The 22,619-nt window shown below is 68.8% G+C and carries 25 protein-coding genes; 7 read left to right on the top strand and 18 right to left on the bottom strand.

Going from position 1 to position 22,619, the window contains the following annotated elements; all coding sequences use genetic code 11:
• Nucleotides 1-118: 118 nt before the first annotated feature.
• From H5J26_RS10280 to H5J26_RS30990, 4 genes are all read left to right on the top strand, one after another.
• Nucleotides 119-754, top strand: coding sequence for a hypothetical protein (locus H5J26_RS10280; protein ID WP_181765462.1), 636 nt, complete (start codon nt 119-121; stop codon nt 752-754).
• 65 nt (nt 755-819) lie between these two features.
• Nucleotides 820-1,437, top strand: a complete 618-nt coding sequence (locus tag H5J26_RS10275; RefSeq protein ID WP_181765461.1) for a hypothetical protein — start codon at nt 820-822, stop codon at nt 1,435-1,437.
• A gap of 168 nt (nt 1,438-1,605) precedes the next feature.
• A complete protein-coding gene (locus tag H5J26_RS30995) occupies nt 1,606-2,646 on the top strand; it encodes a hypothetical protein (protein WP_210771172.1) in 1,041 nt (346 codons plus the stop codon).
• Between the two features lie 30 nt (nt 2,647-2,676).
• Nucleotides 2,677-3,033: a hypothetical protein gene (locus H5J26_RS30990; RefSeq protein ID WP_210771171.1), complete on the top strand. Its 357-nt coding sequence runs from the start codon at nt 2,677-2,679 to the stop codon at nt 3,031-3,033.
• A gap of 70 nt (nt 3,034-3,103) precedes the next feature.
• Here H5J26_RS30990 and H5J26_RS10260 read toward each other — a convergent pair whose 3' ends face one another.
• Nucleotides 3,104-3,667: a hypothetical protein gene (locus H5J26_RS10260; RefSeq protein ID WP_181765460.1), complete on the bottom strand. Its 564-nt coding sequence runs from the start codon at nt 3,665-3,667 to the stop codon at nt 3,104-3,106.
• 173 nt (nt 3,668-3,840) lie between these two features.
• Here H5J26_RS10260 and H5J26_RS10255 point away from each other — a divergent pair, with 173 nt between their 5' ends.
• The 3 genes from H5J26_RS10255 (at nt 3,841) to H5J26_RS10245 (ending at nt 6,861) form a co-directional block, all read left to right on the top strand.
• Nucleotides 3,841-5,154: a sensor histidine kinase gene (locus H5J26_RS10255; protein WP_181765459.1), complete on the top strand. Its 1,314-nt coding sequence runs from the start codon at nt 3,841-3,843 to the stop codon at nt 5,152-5,154.
• Entirely contained in the window at nt 5,151-5,840 is a 690-nt protein-coding gene (locus H5J26_RS10250) for a response regulator (protein WP_181765458.1), read from the top strand. The genes H5J26_RS10255 and H5J26_RS10250 overlap by 4 nt, the downstream gene beginning before the upstream one ends.
• A 97-nt stretch (nt 5,841-5,937) precedes the next feature.
• Entirely contained in the window at nt 5,938-6,861 is a 924-nt protein-coding gene (locus H5J26_RS10245) for an AEC family transporter (protein WP_181765457.1), read from the top strand.
• 143 nt (nt 6,862-7,004) lie between these two features.
• Here the strand turns inward: H5J26_RS10245 and H5J26_RS10240 are convergent, their stop codons facing one another.
• The 17 genes from H5J26_RS10240 to H5J26_RS10160 all read right to left on the bottom strand — a co-directional run bounded on the left by H5J26_RS10240 (nt 7,005) and on the right by H5J26_RS10160 (nt 22,148).
• On the bottom strand, nt 7,005-7,517 hold the full coding sequence (locus tag H5J26_RS10240) for a DUF2550 domain-containing protein (protein WP_181765456.1): 513 nt from the start codon (nt 7,515-7,517) through the stop codon (nt 7,005-7,007).
• Nucleotides 7,518-7,704: 187 nt separating this feature from the next.
• Complete coding sequence (locus tag H5J26_RS10235; protein WP_181765455.1) at nt 7,705-8,085, bottom strand: F0F1 ATP synthase subunit epsilon; 381 nt, start codon at nt 8,083-8,085, stop codon at nt 7,705-7,707.
• 105 nt (nt 8,086-8,190) lie between these two features.
• Nucleotides 8,191-9,633, bottom strand: coding sequence for a F0F1 ATP synthase subunit beta (gene atpD, locus H5J26_RS10230; protein WP_181765454.1), 1,443 nt, complete (start codon nt 9,631-9,633; stop codon nt 8,191-8,193).
• Between the two features lie 2 nt (nt 9,634-9,635).
• Nucleotides 9,636-10,580, bottom strand: a complete 945-nt coding sequence (locus H5J26_RS10225; protein WP_181765453.1) for a F0F1 ATP synthase subunit gamma — start codon at nt 10,578-10,580, stop codon at nt 9,636-9,638.
• A gap of 3 nt (nt 10,581-10,583) precedes the next feature.
• Nucleotides 10,584-12,155 carry a F0F1 ATP synthase subunit alpha gene (gene atpA / locus H5J26_RS10220; RefSeq protein ID WP_181765452.1) on the bottom strand — a complete coding sequence of 524 codons (1,572 nt, stop codon included), beginning with the start codon at nt 12,153-12,155 and terminating at the stop codon, nt 10,584-10,586.
• Between the two features lie 122 nt (nt 12,156-12,277).
• Nucleotides 12,278-13,093, bottom strand: a complete 816-nt coding sequence (locus H5J26_RS10215) for a F0F1 ATP synthase subunit delta (RefSeq protein WP_181765451.1) — start codon at nt 13,091-13,093, stop codon at nt 12,278-12,280.
• The gene (locus H5J26_RS10210) at nt 13,090-13,632 is read right to left on the bottom strand and encodes a F0F1 ATP synthase subunit B (RefSeq protein ID WP_181765450.1); all 543 of its coding nucleotides are present in this window, start codon (nt 13,630-13,632) and stop codon (nt 13,090-13,092) included. The genes H5J26_RS10215 and H5J26_RS10210 overlap by 4 nt, the downstream gene beginning before the upstream one ends.
• Before the next feature lie 39 nt (nt 13,633-13,671).
• Nucleotides 13,672-13,908: an ATP synthase F0 subunit C gene (gene atpE, locus H5J26_RS10205; RefSeq protein ID WP_181765449.1), complete on the bottom strand. Its 237-nt coding sequence runs from the start codon at nt 13,906-13,908 to the stop codon at nt 13,672-13,674.
• A 79-nt stretch (nt 13,909-13,987) separates the two neighbouring features.
• Nucleotides 13,988-14,821: a F0F1 ATP synthase subunit A gene (gene atpB / locus H5J26_RS10200; RefSeq protein WP_181765448.1), complete on the bottom strand. Its 834-nt coding sequence runs from the start codon at nt 14,819-14,821 to the stop codon at nt 13,988-13,990.
• Nucleotides 14,822-15,049: 228 nt separating this feature from the next.
• Nucleotides 15,050-15,502: a hypothetical protein gene (locus H5J26_RS10195; RefSeq protein WP_181765447.1), complete on the bottom strand. Its 453-nt coding sequence runs from the start codon at nt 15,500-15,502 to the stop codon at nt 15,050-15,052.
• A gap of 158 nt (nt 15,503-15,660) precedes the next feature.
• A complete protein-coding gene (locus H5J26_RS10190) occupies nt 15,661-17,031 on the bottom strand; it encodes an MraY family glycosyltransferase (RefSeq protein WP_181765446.1) in 1,371 nt (456 codons plus the stop codon).
• Between the two features lie 67 nt (nt 17,032-17,098).
• The gene (locus tag H5J26_RS10185) at nt 17,099-17,773 is read right to left on the bottom strand and encodes a protein-tyrosine-phosphatase (RefSeq protein ID WP_419183776.1); all 675 of its coding nucleotides are present in this window, start codon (nt 17,771-17,773) and stop codon (nt 17,099-17,101) included.
• Between the two features lie 103 nt (nt 17,774-17,876).
• Nucleotides 17,877-18,524, bottom strand: coding sequence for an L-threonylcarbamoyladenylate synthase (locus H5J26_RS10180; RefSeq protein ID WP_181765444.1), 648 nt, complete (start codon nt 18,522-18,524; stop codon nt 17,877-17,879).
• A complete protein-coding gene (gene prmC / locus H5J26_RS10175; RefSeq protein ID WP_181765443.1) occupies nt 18,524-19,405 on the bottom strand; it encodes a peptide chain release factor N(5)-glutamine methyltransferase in 882 nt (293 codons plus the stop codon). Before prmC ends, H5J26_RS10180 begins: the two co-directional genes overlap by 1 nt.
• 33 nt (nt 19,406-19,438) lie before the next feature.
• Nucleotides 19,439-20,512 (bottom strand): peptide chain release factor 1, encoded by a 1,074-nt coding sequence (gene prfA, locus H5J26_RS10170; protein WP_181765442.1) that lies wholly within the window; start codon nt 20,510-20,512, stop codon nt 19,439-19,441.
• Between the two features lie 100 nt (nt 20,513-20,612).
• Complete coding sequence (gene rpmE / locus H5J26_RS10165; RefSeq protein ID WP_181765441.1) at nt 20,613-20,837, bottom strand: 50S ribosomal protein L31; 225 nt, start codon at nt 20,835-20,837, stop codon at nt 20,613-20,615.
• 183 nt (nt 20,838-21,020) lie between these two features.
• Nucleotides 21,021-22,148, bottom strand: a complete 1,128-nt coding sequence (locus H5J26_RS10160; protein WP_181765440.1) for an LCP family protein — start codon at nt 22,146-22,148, stop codon at nt 21,021-21,023.
• Nucleotides 22,149-22,619: the final 471 nt, after the last annotated feature.

Genomic DNA, 22,619 nt, shown 5'->3' with positions numbered 1-22,619 from the left:
ACCTCCACGTTTTCCCGGAGACCGTCTGTGGCTTACGGGCAATTCCGGGTTTCTCTTTTCTTTTTCATTTCTGTGAGTACCATCACTCGTGCAGGACTGGACCAAATAACTGCAGGTCATGGACGAGGAGTTGGAGTCCCATATGTCCAACGACACACGACGGCGCACACGCATCACCGTGGCTGCTGTGCTGCTGCTTGCGGGCGCCATAGCCGTGCCGGTGGCGAACGGCGCCGTCACGGACCAGGAGGGCGGCGACGCCAAGGGGCAGGGGAAACACTGCACGTTGAACGCCAAGACCGGCGAGACACAGTGCTTCGAGAGCCTGTCCAAGGCGACCGGCCTGCCGGACAGTGACCGCCTCCTCGATGCACCCGACGCCGAAGCAGGCAAGGCCGCCAAGACCAGCGAGGCCCGCGCGGGGGACGAGCCCGTCGCCTCCTCCGGCATCGACACGAAGGCCGAAGGCGACATCATCGCGGCCACGATCTTCAAGAACACCAAGTACGGCGGCGGTTCACTGACGATCACCAACACCGCGCTCTGCGAGAGCGACGACGAGGTGGACTTCCAGATCGACCTCGACGAGAGCTGGAAGAACAAGGTCTCGTCCATCCAGCCCTGGGGCAGGTGCACGCTCAATCTCTTCTCGGAGCCGGGGCTCGGCGGCGAACGTGACGGGCCCTTCGACGAACTGACCCCGAACATCGGCGACGCCATGGACAACCGCGCCCAGTCCATCAGCTTCAGCTGAGGCGCAGTGCCCGCAGAACCGATCCCGGCAACACCCGCCTTACCCCCACCCTCGTCGGAGGCACCATGACCCGCCGCAAGAAGTTGTCCATGCTGGTGATCGCCATCACCACCGCAGGAGCCACAGCCCTCTTCCCCGCGACCGCACAGGCCGAGGAGGAGCAACCCACGACCAGAGAGCTGCTGGAGCAGTGCAACGACGGCACCGACGTGTGCGTGTTCCACCCCTCCGGCGCACCCGTCGACTCGATGGGCGAGGCACACCAGGTCGGTGACAGCGCCTTCAACTGCACGAAGGACCTTCAGCGTTCATCCGTCGGGTGGTCCGACACGACCGGGGAGTCCAACACGGTCGGCGTCTCCATGACCGCCGAGTACGGCTTCACCGACCTGTTCAAGGTGACCATCCAGGCCAGCTACCAGCACAGCTGGGAGAGCTCGCACACCGAGGAGCAGCAGACCAACGTCGAGGTCAAGCCCGGCGAGGTCGGCTGGATCACCCGCGAGGCGGCGATGGAAGAGGTCACCGGCACGTACGAGATGCACTTCGGGGACAAGTTCTACGGCCACTACATCTGGTACGTGCCGTTCACGGCGAAGGGCCCGAAGGCCGACGCCCCCAGCACCAAGACGCAGCACACGCGGAAGATGACCAAGAAGGAAAAGAAGCAGCACTGCGGCTGAGCCGCACCTCAGGGACGCCACCCCCCAGCACCGGCCCGGCACCCGCGCTCCCCTGCGCGCGGAGCCGGGCCGTCTGTGCGCCCGGACACTGCGCCCGAGCACGGACCGCCCACCCGTTTTATGGTGGAAAGAGACTGTCCGTACATCCTCGCACCCCTTGGGGGCGGCATGGACGACGAGGAAGACCTGGAGCGCGACGACCAGGAGTACGACGAGGACAACGGCGACGACTACGACGAGCGGGACGACGACCGGTCGGACGCGCAGGACGACCGTCTGCCTGAGCCCGTCTCGCAGCAGGAGGACCCCGATGTCCTTCTGGACGTGCCGCAGGTGCACGTCGATGAGATCAGCCTCGAGGTCGAGGACCTGAGGGCACGGGTGTCCCTCCAGGCCGAGGTTCTGGACATCCTCAAGCTCAACGTGGGCGCGGACGTGGAGCTGGGCAAGGTCCAGCTCGAGATCAAGGGCGTCGACGCACAAGCGCTGCTGAAGGTGCGTCTCGACAACGTCGTCCAGGTCATCGGCCGCGTACTGACGACCATCGACCGGAACCCCCAGATCCTGGAACACATCACCGCCGGTCTCGGGAGCGCCGCGAAGGAGCTGGGCGGCGGCGCCGGCGAGGCGGTCGGCGAGCTCGGCAAGGGCGCGAGTTCAGCCGTCGAGGACGTCGGGGAAGGCGCGGGGAAGGCCGTCGAGGACGTGGGCGAAGGCGCCGGCGAGACGGTCAAGGACGTCGGTAAGGGCGCCGGCAAGGCCGTCGAGGACGTGGGCGAAGGCGCGGGCAGCGCTGTCGAAGACGTCGGAGAAGGCGCAGGAGACGCGGTCGAGGACGTCGGCGAGACCACCAAGAGCGTCGGCAAGGGCGCCGGCAAGGCGGTCGAAGACGTCGGCGAGGGCGCAGGAAGCGCAGCCGAAGACGTCGGAGAAGGCGCGGGCAGCGCAGCCGAAGACGTCGGAGAAGGCGCCGGCAAGGCGGCCGGAGACGTCGGTGAAGGCGCCGGGGAGACCGCGAAGAGCGCAGGGGAGACGGCCAAGGGCGTCGGCGAGGGCTCGGGAAAGATCATCGACGAGTCCGGGCGCACCGTTCGCAAGGCTGCGAAGTCGGGAACCCGTGCGACGAAGAAGGCGTCCAGCCGGAGCGGATCCGGCTCCGAGGAGCGGCCGCGGCGCCGTCCCGCCCGCAAGCGCGAGGAGCCGCCGTGAAGGCGCGGCTCCCCGCCCGGGCGTGACCGCATGGATGCGAACAGGCCTGACATCGAGCTGACGACGTCCGTCGAGGCGGACGAACTCCGGTTCGGCGACAAGCCGGAGACCGAGGTCCGCTTCCACGGCTCCCCCGGACGCGAATCGGTCTCGGCGGGCGAGCGGACCAACCTCCCCGACGAGGTCGAGCCCGGAACGGTCTACGAAGACGTCCGGGTCGACCACCGGATCGCGACCCGGCTGCGCGCCGGGGGAGGCACGGCCCTGCGGCGCGAACAGGAGGCCCGGCCACCCCGCGACGGTCGGAGCGGCGTCAGGAGTGACGCGCGGAGCGACCGTCGTAACGACGCCCGCAGCCGCGACGAGGACGTGGGCAGCGGCGACTGAACGCAGGCGCCGTGCTCGTGAACCGGACCGGCGATGCCCGGCCGGCTTCCGCGGACCGGCCGGCGCCCCCTCAGCTCATCAGCCGCCGCCCGGGCGGCACTTCCTTGGGCCGCTTCGGCGCGATCGTGTAGGCCGCCGCGACGATGACGTTGAGCCCGGCGATGAATCCCAGCCTCAACTGCCAGTCGCGCAGCGATCCGCTCTGCGCACCGCCCCCCACGTACCAGACCGCCAGCTGAAGCAGTGCCGCCCCGATCGCGGCTCCGCCCACGATGCGTGCCGCCAGCTTCCACTCGTGCACGGCCCGCGCCATCCCGTACTTGGGCGGCTTCGACGGCTTCGGACCGTCCGCGAAGCGATGGAGGAACCAGGCGTCGGCACGCTTGATCGTGTAGTGCCCGAAGGTGACGGTGAAGCCGATGTAGACCGCTGCCAGACCGTGTTTCCAGTCCGGCTCGGCGCCGTTTCGCAGGTCGATCGCAGTGACCACGAACAGGACCAGTTCCAGCAGCGGCTCGCACAACAGCACCGCCGCACCCGTCCTGGGCGCCTTCGCGATGTAGCGCAGCGCGAGCCCGGCCGCGAGCAGCACCCAGAAGGCGACCTCGCAGATGACGATCAACGTGACGATCACGCCGTCCCCCTTGTCTCGATGGCGGCCCCAGCCTCTCAGCCACAGACGACCGGGGGCGTCGTCACGGGCGACGATCCGTGTTCCTCGAGCTGCATCCTTCGATGTAGTGCGCACCGTGACGGCTGGTCCTCCGTACCGACGCCGCCTCGCCCATGACGTGCTGAGATGGACCCATGCCAAGCACGACAGCCTCGTCGACCGCGCACCCGCGTCCGGGCCTGCCCTCCCGGCTGCGTCCGCACCGGGTCGGCGTGCTCATCGCGGTCGCCGGCATGGTCGGCGGCCTGGTCCTGTGGCAGCTCGGTCTCTACAACAACCCCCGCGTCGGCAGCCGTTACGGCGCCTGGCTGCTGATCCCCCTGACGGTCATGTGCCTCGCCTCCCTCGGGCGCAGGAGGGGCCAGCCCTGGGCGCTGGCCGTATCGATCGTCGCGCTGGCGGGCGACATCGCGATGGGGTCCCTGCTTGCGACGGTGGTCGTCTTCACGGACATCGTGTACGCAGCGGTGATCTACGGTTCGACACGCGTGTCCCGAGCCGTCCTCCCGGTGAGCGTCGCCTTCACCGTGGCCGTCACGTGCGCGTTGCTGGCCGTCTTCCGTACGCCTGAGACGCTGCTGCTCGGCGCGTTCAGCGCGGGCATCACCATCGCACCCGCCTGGACCGGCGTGATCATCCGCGACCACCGGAACGCGGCTGCGGCCGAGCGGCTGCGCGCCGAACAGACCGCGCTGCTGGCCGAGATGGACCGCGTCCAGGCCGTGACGGCTGAACGCGCCCGCATGGCACGCGAGTTGCACGACGTCGTCGCCAACCACCTCTCCGCCATCGCGATCCACTCCACCGCTGCCCTGTCGCTGGGCGACGGCAGACCGGACAAGGACGGGAAGGGTGGCGGGGAGGACGCCGAGGAGCAGTCCCGCGCGGCCACCCACACCGCGCTCGGCGTCATCCGTGAGAACAGCGTGCAGGGGCTGGCCGAGATGCGCCGCCTCATCGGACTGCTCAGGGACGCGTCGGGCGACTCGGACGAGACGCCGCCGACCTCCCCCACCCTGGCCGGCCTCGACGCACTCCTGGACCGCGCACGCGCCGGCGCCGAGAACACCGGGCTCCGCTTCACGCTGCGCGACCAGCGAGAGCCCGGCGCTTCGCTTCCCGCACCCGTGGAGCTTGCTGCGTACCGCGTCGTGCAGGAGTCGGTGACCAACGCGCTGAAGCACTCCGGCGGCGGCACGGTCACCGTGAACGTCGACCGGGTCCGGATCCCCGGGCCGCTGACCGTCCGCGTCACCAGCCCCCTCGGGGACAGAGGGGGTGATCGCGCCCCGCGCGCACCCGGCTCCGGCTCCGGCCTGATCGGAATGCGCGAGCGAGCGGAGCTGCTGGGCGGCACACTGCGCGCCGGCCCCGTGGACGCCCCGCTCGGAGCGAAGGTCTGGGAAGTACGGGCCGAACTGCCCGTCGAGGAAGGGAATCCCCGGTGACGGAGGAAGCCGCACCCGAGATCCGCGTGCTCATCGCCGAGGACCAGCAAGCTGTACGTGCGGGGCTCGTCCTCATCCTGCGCGGCGCCCCCGGCATCGAGGTCGCCGGCGAGGCGGGCGACGGCGAGGAGGCGGTACGGCTCGCGCGTGAACTGCGCCCGCACGTCGTGCTGATGGACATCCAGATGCCGCGTCTCGACGGCGTCTCGGCTACCGAGAGGATCACCCGGGAGCAGCTTGCCGACGTGCTGGTCCTGACCACGTTCGACCTCGACGAGTACGTCTTCGGCGCGCTGCGCGCCGGGGCCTCGGGCTTTCTGCTGAAGGACAGCGAGGCAGCCGAAGTGGTCGCCGCCGTACGGACGGTGGCGCGCGGCGAAGGGATGATCGCCCCGGCGGTGACGCGCCGCCTGATCGCGGAGTTCGCCCGCCCGGGAGCGTCGGGGCGGCGCCCGTCCCGTACCGCCGCCGGTGGCCGGCCGGAGCTGTCGGAGCTGACTCCGCGCGAGCTCCAGGTGCTGGGCTGCCTCGGCGAGGGGCTCTCCAACGCGGAGGCCGCGGACCGTCTCCGCATGGCGGAGGCGACCGTGAAGACGCACGTCAGCCACCTGCTGGCCAAGCTGGGACTGCGCAGCCGCACCCAAGCGGCCGTCCTGGCGCAGGAGTTGGGAGTCGTCGAGGGCTGAAAGGCGTTCGACCGCCACCCGGCCGCAGCCCTGGAGATCCGCGTACGGACAATTGCGTCATGCACACATCCACTCTGCAGACGCGAAACGGCCCGCCATGGGAGGGGTGATCACCGGCTTCGCAGTCATCACGTGCATCATCGGCACGGGCTACGTGCTCGGCCGACGTGGGCTCCTCGGTGACAACGGACCGGTCGTCCTGACCAAGCTCGCCTTCCATGTGGCCACTCCGGCCCTCCTGTTCGAGACGCTGGCCGAGGCCGACCTCTCGGTGCTCCTCTCCGGGCCGCTGCTGATCACGGCGCTGAGCACCTTCGCCATGGCGGCCCTCTACGTGGGCGTGGCAGTGGTCAGACGCTGGCCGCCGGGCGAGAGCACCGTGGGAGCCCTCTGCGCGAGCTACGTGAACGCGGGCAACCTCGGAATCCCCATCGCCGCGTACGTTCTGGGCGACGCGTCGCTCGTCGCCCCCGTGATCCTCTTCCAGCAGCTGGTGATCTCACCGGTTGCGCTGACCGCTCTCGACGTCTTCTCCACGCGCACCGGGGACAACGGCACGCTGCGCCGCATGACGACCCCGTTCCGCAACCCGGTGGTGATCGGCTCGCTGGCCGGAGTGACCGTCGCCGCCACAGGGCTGACTCTTCCCGCTCCCGTGCTCGAACCCTTCGAGCTGGTCGGCGCGATGTCGGTCCCGGCGGTGCTGCTCGCCTTCGGCATGTCGCTGCGGGGCAGCGCCGTACTCTCGCCCGAACACGAGAGGCTGCCGGTCCTGCTAGCCGTGACGTGCAAGTCCGTGGGACAGCCGCTGGTGGCGTGGGTGATAGGGGCGGGAGTCTTCGAGCTGTCGAAGGCGGCGCTCTTCGCCGTGGTGGTGACTTCGGCACTTCCGTCAGCGCAGAACCTCTTCACCTACGCCGCCCGCTACGAGGTCGGTACGCGCGTGGCCCGTGAGTCCATCCTGCTCTCGACGCTGGCGGCCGCGCCCGTGCTGGTCGCCGTAGCGGCCGTCCTGGGCTGATCAGCCGGCCGCCGGGCGCCGTGATCCGGAATCGCCGAGGGAGCGGGGGCATGAAGCGTGCGGAGAGACTGAGGGCGTCGCGTCCAGGACGGTCCGCAAAGTAGCGTCGTCCGTCTTCAAGGCGAGGGCTCTGCGGATACGCCCTAGGCCACGTTCACTCTCTGACCGGGCGGAGCCGCCTCCAGCCAGGCGAGGAAACCGGTGAGAGCGTCCTCGCTCATCGCGAGCTCCACCCGCGTGCCGTGCAGGGAGCAGGCGAGGATCACCGCGTCGGAGAGCAGCGCGAGCTCTTCCTCGCCCTCGGGCTGCCGGCGCTGAAGGACCTCGATGAGGTTGCGCTCGAGAAAGCGGCGGGGGCGCGGCGCGTACGAGAAGACCCGGAACCACTCGATCTGGTCACCGTTGTAGCGGGCGATGCCGTACGCCCAGCCCTTGCCGTCGCCGTGCGCGTGACCCTGTCCCTGTCCCGCCCCTTGCGCCGGCTCGTCCAGCTGGCTGTCGTCGGCGTAGGAGGGCGGAGCGGGCGCGTTCCAGCGCATGTTGCAGTCGAAGGTCCCACCGGAGCGCTGCAGCAGGCGGCGCCGCACCCCGAAGGCGAACAGGCCCGCCAGCGCCAGCAGCAGGGCCGCAGCGCACAGGGACAGAACGAGGACCATCACAACCGACCTCCTCGCTGTCTGTCGTACCGCGTGTGAAGCGGTGCCCGCGAGGACGGGGGATCTTGTGGATCCCGCGTCCCCCTCTGTATGGGCTCAGCCGCGGGTCGCTCCGGGGTGACCCGGAACAGCCCGCGGCTGAGCGTCGTACGTGTCGTGCCCGGCTTCGCGCCCGGCGTCGGCCGCCTCAGCGGGCCGCCACCGCGCGCATACGGACCTCCGCTCGCCGCTCGGCGGCGGCGTCCGTGTCCGACTTGGCCCGCTCCAGCGCCCGCTCGGCCCGCTCGACGTCGATCTCGTCGGCCAGCTCCGCGACCTCCGCGAGCAACGACAGCTTGTCGTCGGCGAAGGAGAGGAACCCTCCGTGGACCGCAGCCACGACCGAGCCCTCACCGCTCTCGCCCGTGGTGCGGATGGTGACGGAACCCGCCTCCAGCACGCCGAGCAGCGGCTGGTGGCCGGGCATGACGCCGATGTCGCCGGAAGTGGTGCGCGCGACGACAAGGCTGGCCTCGCCCGACCAGACCCTGCGGTCTGCGGCGACCAACTCGACGTGCAGCTCAGCCACAGTGGCTCCTTCGTAGGTTAGGGAAAGGATAAGGGGTGCGGGAGCGGGGACGGACCGGAGGGCTGTGCCCTCCGCCGGCCCCGCCCGACCCTCGGGATCCCGGCGTCAGGAGACGCCGAGCTCCTTGGCCTTGGCCTTGAGGTCCTCAAGACCGCCGCACATGAAGAACGCCTGCTCGGGGAAGTGGTCGTAGTCGCCGTCGGCGATCGCGTTGAATGCCGCGACCGACTCGTCCAGCGGAACGTCCGATCCGTCGAGACCGGTGAACTGCTTCGCCGCGTGGGTGTTCTGCGACAGGAAGCGCTCGATGCGACGCGCGCGGCTGACGGTGAGCTTGTCCTCCTCGCTCAGCTCGTCGATGCCGAGAATCGAGATGATGTCCTGGAGGTCCTTGTACTTCTGCAGGATTCCGATGACGCGCTGGGCGCAGTCGTAGTGGTCCTGCGAGATGTAACGCGGGTCCAGGATCCGGGACGTCGAGTCCAGCGGGTCGACCGCCGGGTAGATGCCCTTCTCGGAGATCGGCCGCGAGAGCACGGTCGTCGCGTCGAGGTGCGCGAACGTCGTGGCGGGCGCCGGGTCGGTGAGGTCGTCCGCGGGCACGTAGATCGCCTGCATCGAGGTGATGGAGTGACCACGGGTCGAGGTGATGCGCTCCTGGAGCACACCCATCTCGTCCGCCAGGTTCGGCTGGTAACCCACCGCGGAGGGCATGCGGCCGAGCAGCGTGGAGACCTCGGAACCGGCCTGCGTGAACCGGAAGATGTTGTCGATGAAGAACAGCACGTCCTGGTTCTGAACATCACGGAAGTACTCCGCCATGGTCAGACCGGCCAGCGCAACCCGGAGACGGGTGCCCGGCGGCTCGTCCATCTGCCCGAAGACCAGCGCGGTCTGCGGGAGGACGCCCGACTCGGCCATCTCGTCGATGAGGTCGTTGCCCTCACGCGTACGCTCGCCGACACCCGCGAAGACGGAAACGCCCTCGTGCAGCTTCGCCACACGCATGATCATTTCCTGGATGAGGACGGTCTTGCCGACGCCGGCGCCGCCGAACAGGCCGATCTTTCCGCCCTTGACGTACGGAGTCAGCAGGTCGACGACCTTCAGGCCGGTCTCGAACATCTCGGTCTTGGACTCGAGCTGGTCGAAGGCCGGGGCCTTGCGGTGGATCGGCCAGCGCTCGGTGACCTCGGACTCGGCCTCCGGCTCGTTCAGGATGCGGCCGAGGGTGTTGAACACCCGGCCCTTGGTGACGTCGCCGACGGGAACGGTGATGCCGTTGCCCGTGTCGGTGACCTCGGCCTGGCGGACCAGACCGTCGGTCGGCTCCATCGAGATGGCGCGAACGACGCCCTCGCCGAGGTGCTGGGCGACCTCGAGGGTGAGGGTCTTCTTCTTGCCCTCCTCGGCCGGGTCGGCGATCTCGACCTTCAGGGCGTTGTAGATGTCGGGCATGGCGTCGACGGGGAACTCCACATCGACGACCGGGCCGATGACCCGTGCGACGCGGCCCGCCGCCGTGGCCTGCTCAAGAGTTGTGGTCATGGTTAGCGGTCACTCCCCGCAGAAGCGTCAGCCAGCGCGCTCGCGCCACCGACGATCTCGCTGATTTCCTGGGTGATGTCGGCCTGGCGGGCCGCGTTGGCAAGCCGCGTCAGCGACTTGATGAGGTCCTCGGCGTTGTCCGTGGCCGACTTCATCGCACGGCGCGTGGCAGCGTGCTTGGAAGCGGCGGCCTGCAACAGCGCGTTGTAGATGCGGCTCTCGACGTACCGCGGAAGCAGGGCGTCGAGCACCTCCTCCGCCGACGGCTCGAAGTCGTACAGCGGACGGATCTCCGGACCCCGCTTGATGTTGTCCTGGATGACCTCGGCCGACTCCTCCGCGGTCTCCTTGATGCTGAGCGGCAGCATCCGGTTCTGCACCGGGCTCTGCGTCATCATCGAGATGAACTCGGTGTAGACGATGTGGAGTTCGTCCACCCCGTCCTCCGCGCCGGACTCGGCCTGGATCGCCGCGATCAGCGGCTCCGCGACGGCCTTGGCGTCCGCGTAGGTCGGGTTGTCGGTGAAGCCGCTCCAGGACTCCTTGATCACGCGCTCACGGAAGCGGTAGTACGTCACACCGCGGGTGCCCACGATGTAGTTGACGACTTCCTTGCCCTCCCCGATCAGCCGGTTGGTCAGCTGGTCGGCGGCCTTGATGGCGTTGGAGTTGTAGCCGCCCGCCAGACCGCGGTCGCTCACGATGAGCAGTACCGCGGCCCGGGTCGGGTTCTCCACCTCGGTGGTGAGCGCGTGGTCGGCGTTCGAACCGGTCGCGACCGCCGTCACCGCACGGGTGAGCTCGGTCGCGTACGGCTCGGATGCCGCCACCCGGCGCTGCGCCTTGACGATGCGCGAGGCGGCGATCATCTCCATCGCCCTGGTGATCTTCTTGGTCGCCTTGACGGACTTGATCCGCCGCTTGTAGACCCTGGTCTTGGCGCCCACGGATCAGTCCTCGCCCAGAAGCTTGCCGTCCGAGGTCTCGAACTGCTTCTTGAAGGCGTTCACCGCGTCGCCCAGGGCCTGGACCGTGTCGTCGGACATCTTGCCGCCCTCGACGATGCTGGTCAGCAGACCCTTGTGCTCACGGTGCATGTGGTCCAGCAGCTCACGCTCGAAGCGGCGGATGTCCTCGACGGGGACGTCGTCCATCTTGCCGGTGGTGCCGGACCAGATGGAGACGACCTGGTCCTCGGTCGAGAACGGGGCGTACTGCGACTGCTTCAGCAGCTCCGTCATCCGCTTGCCGCGCTCCAGGGCGCCCTTCGAGGCGTCGTCCAGGTCGGAGCCGAAGGCGGCGAACGCCTCCAGCTCGCGGTACTGGGCGAGGTCCACACGGAGCGAACCGGTGATCTGCCTGATCGCCTTGTGCTGCGCGGAGCCACCGACACGGGAGACGGAGATACCGACGTTCAGCGCCGGGCGCTGGCCCGCGTTGAACAGGTCGGACTCCAGGAAGCACTGGCCGTCCGTGATGGAGATGACGTTGGTCGGAATGAACGCCGACACGTCGTTCGCCTTCGTCTCGACGATGGGGAGACCCGTCATCGAACCCGCGCCCTTGGCGTCGGAGAGCTTCGCGCAGCGCTCCAGCAGACGGGAGTGCAGGTAGAAGACGTCGCCCGGGTAGGCCTCACGGCCCGGCGGGCGGCGCAGCAGCAGGGACACGGCGCGGTAGGCGTCGGCCTGCTTGGTCAGGTCGTCGAAGATGACCAGGACGTGCTTGCCCTGGTACATCCAGTGCTGGCCGATCGAGCTGCCGGTGTAGGGCGCGATGTACTTGAAGCCGGCGGGGTCGGACGCGGGAGCGGCGACGATCGTCGTGTACTCCAGCGCTCCGGCCTCCTCCAGGGCGCCGCGAACGGACGCGATGGTGGAGCCCTTCTGACCGACGGCGACGTAGATGCAGCGCACCTGCTTGTCGGGGTCGCCGGTACGCCAGTTGTCGCGCTGGTTGATGATCGTGTCGATGCAGAGCGCGGTCTTGCCGGTCTGCCTGTCGCCGATGATCAGCTGACGCTGGCCGCGGCCGACCGGGGTCATCGTGTCGACAGCCTTGTAGCCCGTCTCCATCGGCTCGTGCACCGACTTGCGGTCCATGACCGAGGGGGCCTGCAGTTCGAGAGCACGGCGGCCCTCGGACTCGATCTCGCCGAGGCCGTCGACGGGGGCGCCCAGCGGGTCCACGACGCGACCGAGGTAGCCGTCGCCGACCGGAACCGACAGGACCTCGCCGGTGCGGTGCACTGGCTGGCCCTCTTCGATGCCGCTGAACTCACCGAGGACGACCGCGCCGATCTCGCGCTCCTCGAGGTTGAGGGCGAGACCGAGGGTGCCGTCCTCGAACTTCAGCAGCTCGTTCGCCATGGCCGAGGGAAGACCCTCGACCTTCGCGATGCCGTCGCCGGCAACGCTGACCGTTCCGACCTCTTCGCGCGAGGCCGCGTCCGGCTCGTACGACTGGACGAAATTCTCCAGCGCATCCCGGATCTCATCCGGCCGGATCGTGAGCTCCGCCATCTGGGTTCCCTGCTCTCCTTGTTGGGACCGTATCGATCTTCTACGGCCCAACTCGGGCCGCTAAGTGATGCTGTTGAGTTGGTGTGTGCGCTTGGGCTGGTGCCCTGCGCGGACGACCGAAGTCAGCCGGCCATGCGGCGCTCCGCCTCACCGAGGCGGTCCGCGATGGAGCCGTTGATGACCTCGTCGCCGACACGCACGGTGATCCCGCCCAGGACCCCGGGGTCCACGTCGAGATTCAGGTGCATCTGGCGTCCGTACATGCTCGCCAGCACAGACCCGAGACGCTGCTTCTGCTGGTCGCTCAGAGGCACCGCCGAGGTGACGATCGCCACCGAGCGGCCACGCCGCTCCGCGGCCAGCTTGGAGAGGGACTCGATCCCTCCCTCAAGGCTACGTCCACGGGGCTGGCTCACAAGACGCGTGACCAGACGCTCCGTGGCGGGCCGTGCCTTGCCGCCGAGCAGTGTGTGCAGCAGCTGCCCCTTGGCCTCTGCCGAGGCGCTGGGGTTGGCCAACGCGGCCCGCAGCTCGGGCGAGGAGGAGACGGTGCGGCCGAACCGGAACAGCTCGTCCTCGGTCTCCTCCAGCGAGCCGGCCCGCTCGGCCGCGACGAGGTCGGCGGAGTCCGCCAGCACCTCTACCGCGTCGACCAGGTCGCGGGACGTCGACCAGCGGGAGCGCACCATGCCGGAGACCAGGTCCACGGTCGGACCGCCGACCTGATCGCCGAGCACGCTCCCGACCAGCTGGGCCTTGCTCTCGCCGCTGCGCGACGGGTCCGCGAGGACACGGCGCAGCCGCACCTCGCGGTCGAGCAGCCCGGTCACGGCGGCCAGCTCGTCGGCGAGCTGCGTGGCGTCGACCGACGTGTTGTCGGTCAGCGCCGTCAGGCTCTCGCGTGCGGCTGCCAGGGCGTCACGGCTCGCGCCGTTCATCGGGCAGCCTCGGCCTTCTCCTCGAGCTCGTCGAGGAAGCGGTCGATCGTACGGCTCTGGCGCGCGTGCTCCTCGAGGGACTCCCCGACGAGCTTGCCGGCCAGCTCCGTGGCGAGCTTGCCCACGTCCTGACGCAGGGCCAGTGCGGCCTGCTTGCGGTCGGCCTCGAGCTGGGTGTGGCCGGCCGCGACGATCTCCTCGCGCTGGCGCTGGCCTTCCGCACGCATCTCCGCGATGAGCGTGGCGCCCTGCTCCTGCGCCTCGGAGCGCATCCGGGCGGCCTCGTGCCGGGCCTCGGCGAGCTGGTCCTTGTACTGCTTGAGGACCTCGGCAGCCTCTTCCTTGGCCGCCTCAGCCTGCTCGATACCGCCCTCGATGGCTTCACGGCGCTCTTCCAGAACCTTGTTGATGTTCGGGAGGAGCTTCTTCCAGAGGAAGAAGAAGACGATGGCGAAGGCGAGCAGGCCGATGACGAGCTCTGGGAGCGGCGGGACGAGGGGGCTCTGCTCCTCGGCCGCCTTCTGTACCAGGGCGATCACATCAGTGCCTTTCGTCGGGAGGGACGGTTCTCGGCGGGATTACTTGCCGTAGACGAACGGCATGACGATGCCGATCAGGGCCAGGGCCTCACAGAAGGCGAAGCCGAGAATCTGGTTCTGGCGGATGAGGCCGGCCGCCTCGGGCTGACGGGCGAGTGCCTGCGTGCCGTTACCGAAGACGATGCCGACGCCGATGCCCGGGCCGATGGCTGCGAGACCGTAGCCGACGGAGCCGAGGGAGCCGCTGACAGCAGCGAGGTTCTGGAGAGCGGACATGCCGTTTCTTCCTTCTGTTTCACGGACCGGTGGGGGTTGGCCACCGGACAACCAAGTGGTCGTGTACGGGCGGGAGTTCTCAGTGGCTCTCGGCGAGAGCACCCTGGATGTAGCTGCACGCCAGGAGGACGAAGACGTACGCCTGGACAGCCTGGATGAACAGCTCGAAGGCCGTCATCGCGATGGTCATCAAGAACGAGACGCCCGCGTAGGCGATCCCGATGCCGTTGAGCATGTACCAGCTGGCGATCGTGAACATCACGATCAGCAGGTGACCGGCGAACATGTTGGCGAAGAGCCGCACCGCGTGCGTGAAGGGACGCACCAGCAGGTTCGAGAAGAACTCGATGGTCATGCTCATCGGCAGCACCGGGCCGAGTGACTTGTCGTAGCCGGTGAAGTTCTTGAAGGCGCCGACGAATCCGTGCCGCTTGAAGGTCAGGGAGACCCACATGACGTAGACGATCGCCGCCAGACCCATCGGGTACGAGATGATCGACGTCACCGGGAACTGGGCAAGCGGGATGACCGACCAGAGGTTCATCACCCAGACGAAGAAGAACAGCGACACCATGAAGGGGACGTACTTCTCGCCCTCCTTCTTGCCGATCGTCTCGTAGACGATGCCGCGGCGGATGAAGTCGTATCCGGCCTCGCCGATCATCTGGACCTTGCCCGGCACGATCTTGGGCTTGCTGAACGCGGCCCAGAAGAACCACAGGATCGCGATGGTGCCCAACAGCGCCAGCAGCATCGTCTTGTTGAAGTGGATGCCACCGAAGGTGGCGATCGGTTCGAAGACGAAGGAGTGCAGGCCTGGCGAAACTTCGGTGAAGCCACAACCGTCGAAGAGGTGGCAATCGGTCTCGAAGGCGAGCATCTGGTCAGCACTCACCGCGAGCTCCTTCTGCATGGCGCATGGGTACGGCTACCTCGATGTGTCGGCGCGGCGCGCGGCCACGGAGCGGCACTGGACTGTTCTTACGAATGTGGGGGCGGCGGTTGGTCAGCGAGCGGTGCCACCCGCTCCGTCCTGGAGGACGGGTGGACTCTGCCGCCTGCGCCTGCTGCGCCGCAGTTGGGAACGGACGATAGCAGCTGTACGAGCGGTCACTTATCCCGGCCCTACTTCCGCCGCGGATCACGAAGTGGCCCTGCCGGCGGCGACCTTCTTGGTGTCACCACCGACGTCGTCGGAGGAGTGGGGCTCAACGTAGAGGATCTTGGCCTTCATGTGCGAACGGGCCTGCGCGGCGACCCACACGAGAGCAGCCGCGAGCAACGAGAAAGCGAACGCCTTGGTGTTGAAGAGCGTCGTATCCCGGAAGATCATCAACACCACTGCGAGCAGCAGGATCTGCGTCGTGTAGAGCAGCAGGCCCATCGCCTGGAAGAGGTGCGGCAGGGACTTCGCGGTGCCTTGCAGCACGGCAAGGCCGATCCCCATGAAGAGGATCACCACGGCGGCGCCGGCCGCCGCGCCGACGGCACCCTTGCCGCCGACGAGCACAGCGCTCACGGTCGCGGCCACGGCACCTGCGAGGGCGGTCGGGACGGCGCACTGCAGGAGCATGCGGGCGTCGTTCGACTGCATGGGAGTTGCTCCGAAGATCGGGGGCGTCTGTCGTCAGTGACGACTGTCTCCCCGGCGTGGAGGTGCGAACCTCGCGCCGAGAACCGTCGCACTACGGTCCTTCGGCCCCCTCGCCGGTCTCGTGAACGGTATCACAAACTATTTGATGAGGTCTTTACCTACTTGGTGTGCTGCCCGTCACACGCAGGCTCTGAACTGCGCGTGTTCTTCTGCCCGTTGCCCCCGATCGCGGTCGCCCCGTTGAGCCCCGCGAAGGCCGGCTGAGGTTCCGTTTTCGGCGTCGGCGCATCAACTGTCTCGTCCGACTCGCTGGACTCAGCGGCAGGTTGGACGTCCTCGTCGACGGCCGTCTCGTCTTCCGGTTCACGGCGGTACCGGGGCGGTACGAAGGCGTACGCCCAGCGCGGCACCCGCGGCGTGAAGCGCGGCATCAGCAGCACGACGAGCCCGATCGCGCACAGCACCACGATCGCGAGAACGATCAACAGGCTGGAGGACTGCACCGAGAAGGCCACCGCTCCGAAGGCGATCAGCGCCGACCAGAAGTACATGATCAGCACCGCCCTGCTGTGGGAGTGCCCGACTTCCAGCAGCCGGTGGTGCAGATGCCCCTTGTCCGCCGCGAACGGCGACTCGCCCCGCCACGTCCTGCGGACGATCGCCAGCACCAGGTCGGCGACGGGGATCGCGATGATCGACAGCGGCAGCAGCAGCGGCATGTAGAGCGGCACCATCGTGTGCACCGCGGAACGGACGGAACCGGTGTGCTGCACCATGAGGTCCGGGTCGACCTGCCCCGTGATGGAGACCGCGCCGGCGGCCAGCACGAGCCCGATCAGCATCGAGCCGGAGTCGCCCATGAAGATGCGTGCCGGGTGCATGTTGTGCGGCAGGAAGCCCAGGCACATGCCCATCAGGACGGCCGCGAAGAGCGTCGCGGGCGCCGCGGCCTCGACCCCGTACCCGTACCAGATGCGGTAGGCGTACATGAAGAACGCCGCGGCGGCGATGGCGACCATGCCGGAGGCGAGACCGTCCAGACCGTCGACGAAGTTCACGGCGTTGATCGTGATCAGAACGAGCGCGACCGTCAGCAGCGTGCCCTGGAGCTGAGTCAGCGCGACGTTGCCCACACCCGGCACGGGCAGCCAGAGGATGGTCAGACCCTGGAGGACCATCACGCCCGCGGCGATCATCTGTCCGCCCAGCTTGACCAGGGCGTCGACGCCCCACTTGTCGTCCAGCACGCCCAGCAGCCAGATCAGCCCTGCGCCGGAGAGCAGCGCGCGAGGTTCATCGGAAAGGATGAACAGCTCGCCGATGTTGGTGAGTTGGGACGCGACCAGGAGCCCCGCGCACAGGCCGCCGAACATCGCGATGCCACCCAGGCGCGGTGTCGGCTCGCGGTGCACGTCACGCGCCCGGATCTGCGGCATCGCGCCCGCCGCGATGGCGAACTTCCGCACCGGCCCGGTCAGCAGATAGGTGACCGCTGCCGTGACGCAGAGCGTCAGCAGGTATTCACGCACGGGCTCCCCAGAGTCTCGCTTTCTCCTTGGCCCCACACCATAGGACACCGGTGCGGGTCCGGCGGTTTCACGTATCCCTACAGGTGGGGGCGGGAACCCCGGTCAGCGCCGTGACCACCGGGTCGAGGGCGCTGCTGATCTCGTCACCCACGGAGCGGAAGTAGGGGATCGGCGCCCCGTAGGGATCATGGATCTCGTCCGCCTCGGGGCTCGGCGCCAGCAGCCAGCCGCGCAGCGCGGCCGCCGCCTGCACCAGTGCGGTGGCCCGCTCCACCACTCCCTGCGCGGAACGCGGATCCGGGAGCGTGGCGGCGTCTATGGCCCGTACGAGCCTCGTGAACTCCTTCAGCGTGAAGGTGCGCAGCCCGGCCGAGTGCCCCATGGAGACGACCTGCGCACGGTGGTCACGGGTCGCCGTAAGCACGAGGTCGGCGCGGATGACGTGCTCGTCCAGCAGCTCGCGGCCACGGAAGCCCTCAGGGTCCGCTCCGTGCTCCAGCAGCACCTCGGCCGCATGTTCCTCCATGGGCGCCCCCTCATGCCCCCAGGTGCCCGCGCTCTCCACGAGGATGCCGCCGCTGCGCCCCCCGCCCAGCCGCTCCGCCAGGGCATGCCGGGTCAGCCGCTCGGTCAGAGGTGAGCGGCAGACATTGCCGGTGGAGACGTGGAGGATGCGGAACCGGCCTGCGGTACCGCTTATGCCGCCGGGGTCCGCGGTGCCACGCCCGTGCGGGGTGTTCACCGAAGGCATCTCCCGGCCTGCCCGTCCTCGGGCGGAATCGTCCGGGTGCCGCTGCTCGCGGCCCCAGCCCGGGTGCCGCCCCTGGCGGCCCTTGTGGCCTCTTTCACGAGGCCACCTCGAGGTCGGGTACGACCTTGCGCAGCTCCTCCGCGCTGAGCGCGCCTGCACGCAGCAGTACGGGGGTCTTGCCCGTGACGTCGACGATCGAGGAGGGCACCGAGTCCGGCGTGGGCCCGCCGTCGAGATAGACGGCGACGGACTCCCCCAGCATGTCCTGCGCGGCGTCGCAGTCCTGCGGAGCCGGGTGCCCGGTGAGGTTGGCCGAGGAGACGGCCATCGGGCCGAACTCCTTGAGCAGTTCGATGGCGACGGGGTGCAGCGGCATCCGTACGGCCACGGTCCCCCGGGCGTCGCCCAGGTCCCAGGTCAGCGACGGCTGGTGCTTGGCGACCAGCGTCAGCGCACCAGGCCAGAAGGCGTCGACCAACTCCCAGGCGGCCTCGGAGAAGTCGGTGACCAGGCCGTGCAGGGTGTTCGGGGAGCCGACGAGCACCGGCGAGGGCATATTGCGCCCCCGGCCCTTGGCCTCCAGCAGATCGCCGACGGCGTCAGGGCTGAAGGCGTCGGCACCGATGCCGTAGACCGTGTCCGTGGGGAGCACGACGAGTTCACCGCGCCGGACCGCTGAGGCGGCCTCGCGCAGGCCGGTCTTGCGGTCCGTCGTGTCGGTGCAGTCATAACGCCGTGCCATCACGGCACCTCCCTGCGAGCTGTGGCGAATCGGGGCCTGTTGTTCAGATCGGGGTGGTCGGCGGCATCGGCCCAGCCGCGGTCCTCGGTGAAGATCCAGGGGACTTGGCCGCCCTGGGTGTCGGCGTGCTCGACGACGACGACGCCGCCGGGACGCAGCAGCCTGTGTGCGCTGCGCTCCAGGCCGCGGATGGTGGTCAGCCCGTCCTCCCCGGAGAACAACGCCAGTTCGGGGTCGTGGTCGCGGGCCTCGGGCGCCACGTACTCCCATTCGGTGAGCGGGATGTAGGGCGGGTTGGCGACCACCAGGTCCACCTGGCCGTCGAGTTCGGGCAGCGCGGTGAGCGCGTCACCGTGGTGCAGCGTGACCCGGCTGCCCTCGACGTTCTTCACCGCCCAGCCGTACGCGCCCTCGTCCAACTCGACGGCGTGCACGCGCGATCGGGGCACCTCCTGGGCGAGCGCGAGAGCGATGGCCCCCGAGCCCGTGCACAGGTCGACGATGAGGGGCTCGGCCACGTCCATCGCACGTACCGCTTCTATCGCCCAGCCGGCGACGGACTCGGTCTCGGGACGCGGCACGAACACCCCCGGCCCCACTTGGAGTTCGAGGTACCGGAAGAAGGCGCGTCCGGTGATGTGCTGCAGAGGCTCGCGGGCCTCACGGCGGGCGACGGCCTCCCAGTAGCGGGCGTCGAAGTCGGTGTCGGCGACGCGGTGCAGCTCACCGCGCTTGACTCCGTGGACGAACGCGGCCAGCTCCTCGGCGTCGAACCGCGGCGAGGGCACACCTGCGGCGGCGAGCCGCTGAGTGGCCTGCGCCACCTCGGTGATCAGCAGACCGCGGGGGTTCGGGGGACGCCCCCCGGACGAATGCAGCATCTTGAGTTCCGTACCACCCGTCCGTACGCGCGCTTACTGGGCCGCGGCCAGCTTGGCCGCGGAGTCGGCGTCGACGCAGGCCTGGATCACCGGGTCCAGTTCGCCGTCGAGCACCTGGTCCAAGTTGTACGCCTTGAAGCCGACCCGGTGGTCGGAGATCCGGTTCTCGGGGAAGTTGTACGTCCGTACCCGCTCCGAGCGGTCGACGGTGCGGACCTGGCTCCGGCGGGCGTCCGAGGCCTCCTGATCGGCCTCCTCCTGCGCCGCGGCCAGCAGCCGGGCACGGAGGATGCGCAGCGCCTGCTCCTTGTTCTGGAGCTGGCTCTTCTCGTTCTGGCAGGAGACGACGATTCCCGTGGGCTCGTGCGTGATCCGGACAGCGGAGTCGGTGGTGTTGACCGACTGGCCGCCGGGACCGGAGGAGCGGTAGACGTCGATCCGCAGATCGTTCGCGTTGATCTCGACGTCGACGTCCTCGGCCTCCGGAAGGACGAGCACGCCGGCGGCGGAGGTGTGGATCCGGCCCTGCGACTCGGTCGCGGGCACCCGCTGCACGCGGTGCACGCCGCCCTCGTACTTCAGCCGCGCCCACACGCCCTGTCCCGGCTCGCCGCCCCCGCCCTTGCTCTTCACCGCCACCTGCACGTCCTTGTAGCCGCCCAGGTCGGACTCGGTGGTCTCGATCAGCTCGGTCTTCCACCCCACGCGCTCCGCGTAGCGCAGATACATCCGAAGGAGATCGCCGGCGAACAGGGCGGACTCGTCGCCGCCCTCCCCCGCCTTGATCTCGAGGATGACGTCCTTGTCGTCGCTCGGGTCGCGCGGCACGAGCAGCAGCCGGAGCTTCTCCGTCAGCTCCTCGCGGTGCGTCTCGAGTTCCTTGACCTCGGCGGCGAAGTCGGGGTCGTCGACGGCGAGTTCGCGGGCGGTCGAGATGTCCTCCCCGGTCTGCTTCCACGAGCGGTACGTGCCGATGACAGGGGTGAGTTCCGCGTACCGCTTGTTGAGCTTGCGGGCACGCGCCTGGTCGGCGTGGATCGCCGGATCGGCAAGCTGCTTCTCCAACTCGGCGTGCTCACCGATCAGTTCCTCGACCGCCTCGAACATCGTTTGTCCCTTTACGTGGAAGAAGAAGGTGCCAGGCAGCGCAAGAGCGCCGGCCCTTCACGCCCGGCAGGGCGTGCCGAGGACCGGCGCTCGTGAGGTGCTACTTCTTGGCGGAACCGGCGCTCTTGCCGAAGCGTGCCTCGAAGCGGGCCACACGGCCACCGGTGTCGAGGATCTTCTGCTTGCCGGTGTAGAAGGGGTGGCACGCGGAGCACATGTCGGCGCGGATGACGCCGCCGCTCACGGTGCTACGGGTGGTGAAGGAGTTGCCACAGGTGCAGCTGACCTGGGTCTCGACGTACTCCGGGTGGATGTCGCGCTTCAAGGGTGTCTCCTAGTTTCGGGAGGGCGCCGGGTCGGAGGACGGGTTTGTCTTCCGTGAACCGGGGCCGACGGACCAGTCTGCCATCACTGGCCGTACCTCCCAAAACCGGGGGCGGGCGCTCATTATTCCGACCCCCCGGCGCACGCACGCGCCGGACGGCTCCCGCGAGGGCGCGGCGGTGCCCTAACCGACCACTCCGCCGATGTCGGTCCGGTCCCCCGCCGACCCCTTCGTCGCGGACTTCGGTATGGCCGCGTCCTTCTTGATCGCCGACCACATCTTCTGCGCCTTGGACTCCATGGGCACGACGCGGTTGGGGTCGGCCGGGTCGTAGGTCACCGGCAGCGTCGACATCTGGATGTCGTCGGACTTGATGCCCTTGACCATCTTGGCCAGGCCCACCAGGTCGCTGACCGAGTCCAGCTCGGAGTCGGTGGTGACGGCGGAGGTCGCGCTGTCCGCGAGGTTGTAGAGCTTCTTCGGGCTGCTGAACAGCCCGACGCTGTTGACCTGGTCCATCAGCGCCTTCACGAACGCCTGCTGGAGCTGGATCCGGCCCAGGTCACTGCCGTCGCCGACCGCGTGCCGCGTGCGGACGAGGCCCAGAGCCTGCTCGCCCCCGAGCTTGTGGGTGCCCTTGTCGAGGTCGAGGTGGCTGTCCTGGTCCTTGATCGGCTTCTTGGTGGTGACCTCGACCCCGCCGAGTGTGTCGATCAGCTTCTTGAAGCCGGAGAAGTCGACCTCGACGTAGTGGTCCATCCGTACGCCGGACATCGACTCCACGGTCTTGACCGCACAGGCCGGGCCGCCCGTCTCGTACGCGGAGTTGAACATCGCCTTCTGCGCGGGCGCCGTGCCGCCGCCGTCGTCCTTGATGCAGCTGGGCCGCTCGACGATGGTGTCGCGCGGTATCGAGACGACGCTCGCCTTGTCGTGCTTCTTGTTGACGTGCACGATCATCGCGGTGTCGGAGCGTGCGCCCGCCTGGCCCTTGCCGTACTTGGCGTTGTCACCGGACCGGGTGTCGGAGCCGAGGACGAGGATGTCCATGGACCCGTTGGGCGCGTCGTCCGGGCGGTCCTTGCCGAGCTTGGCGTTGATGTCGACGCCGGAGATGTTGCCGTTGAGCTTGAAGTAGGCGAACCCGAGGCCCGAGCCGCCGAGGATGACGGCTGCCGCACCCGCCCAGGCGGTGGCCTTGAGGATGCGCCGCCGGCGCTCGAGAGGCCTGCGACGACGGCCGGTGGGACGGATGCCGCCCCGCGAGCGGCCGGGGGTCGCCGCCTGCCCGTCCATGCTGTCGTCCGCCATCTCGATTCCCTCAGTCCTGCCGTGTGGCTCTTCTGTCGTCTCGGAGTGTCTGGGCGCTGCGGCCCCGCCGGTGTACCCGACGCCTTTCGCTACGCCATCCGGAAGGGTTGCACACGGCGTGACGGTGGTGCCCGGGCAGTGATGCAGGGCGCGCTTTGGCGCCGATCACCCGCTTCACCCTCTTCGACCTGGAACGACGCGGCTCGAAGAGGGTCACTGCGGCAGGCCCGCGACGCGGGGCGCGTGTGGGCAAGCTCTCAGGCTCCGACACGCACAGCGAGGACCGCCCCACCGCATGTGGTGGGACGGCCCTCGCCGGTGAATCCGTGCGGACTGCCTACTGGCGGTCAGTCGCCTCCGTTGCCGTTGGGGGTGGAGGGGGTGGTCTTCTGGATCTGGAGCAGGAACTCGGCGTTGGACTTGGTCTGCTTCATCTTGTCCAGGAGGAGTTCGATGGCCTGCTGCTGGTCA

It is taken from the genome of Streptomyces albidus (ex Kaewkla and Franco 2022) (assembly GCF_013870515.1).
GTDB lineage: Bacteria > Actinomycetota > Actinomycetes > Streptomycetales > Streptomycetaceae > Streptomyces > Streptomyces albidus.
This window is presented reverse-complemented; position numbering and strand designations above follow the sequence as displayed.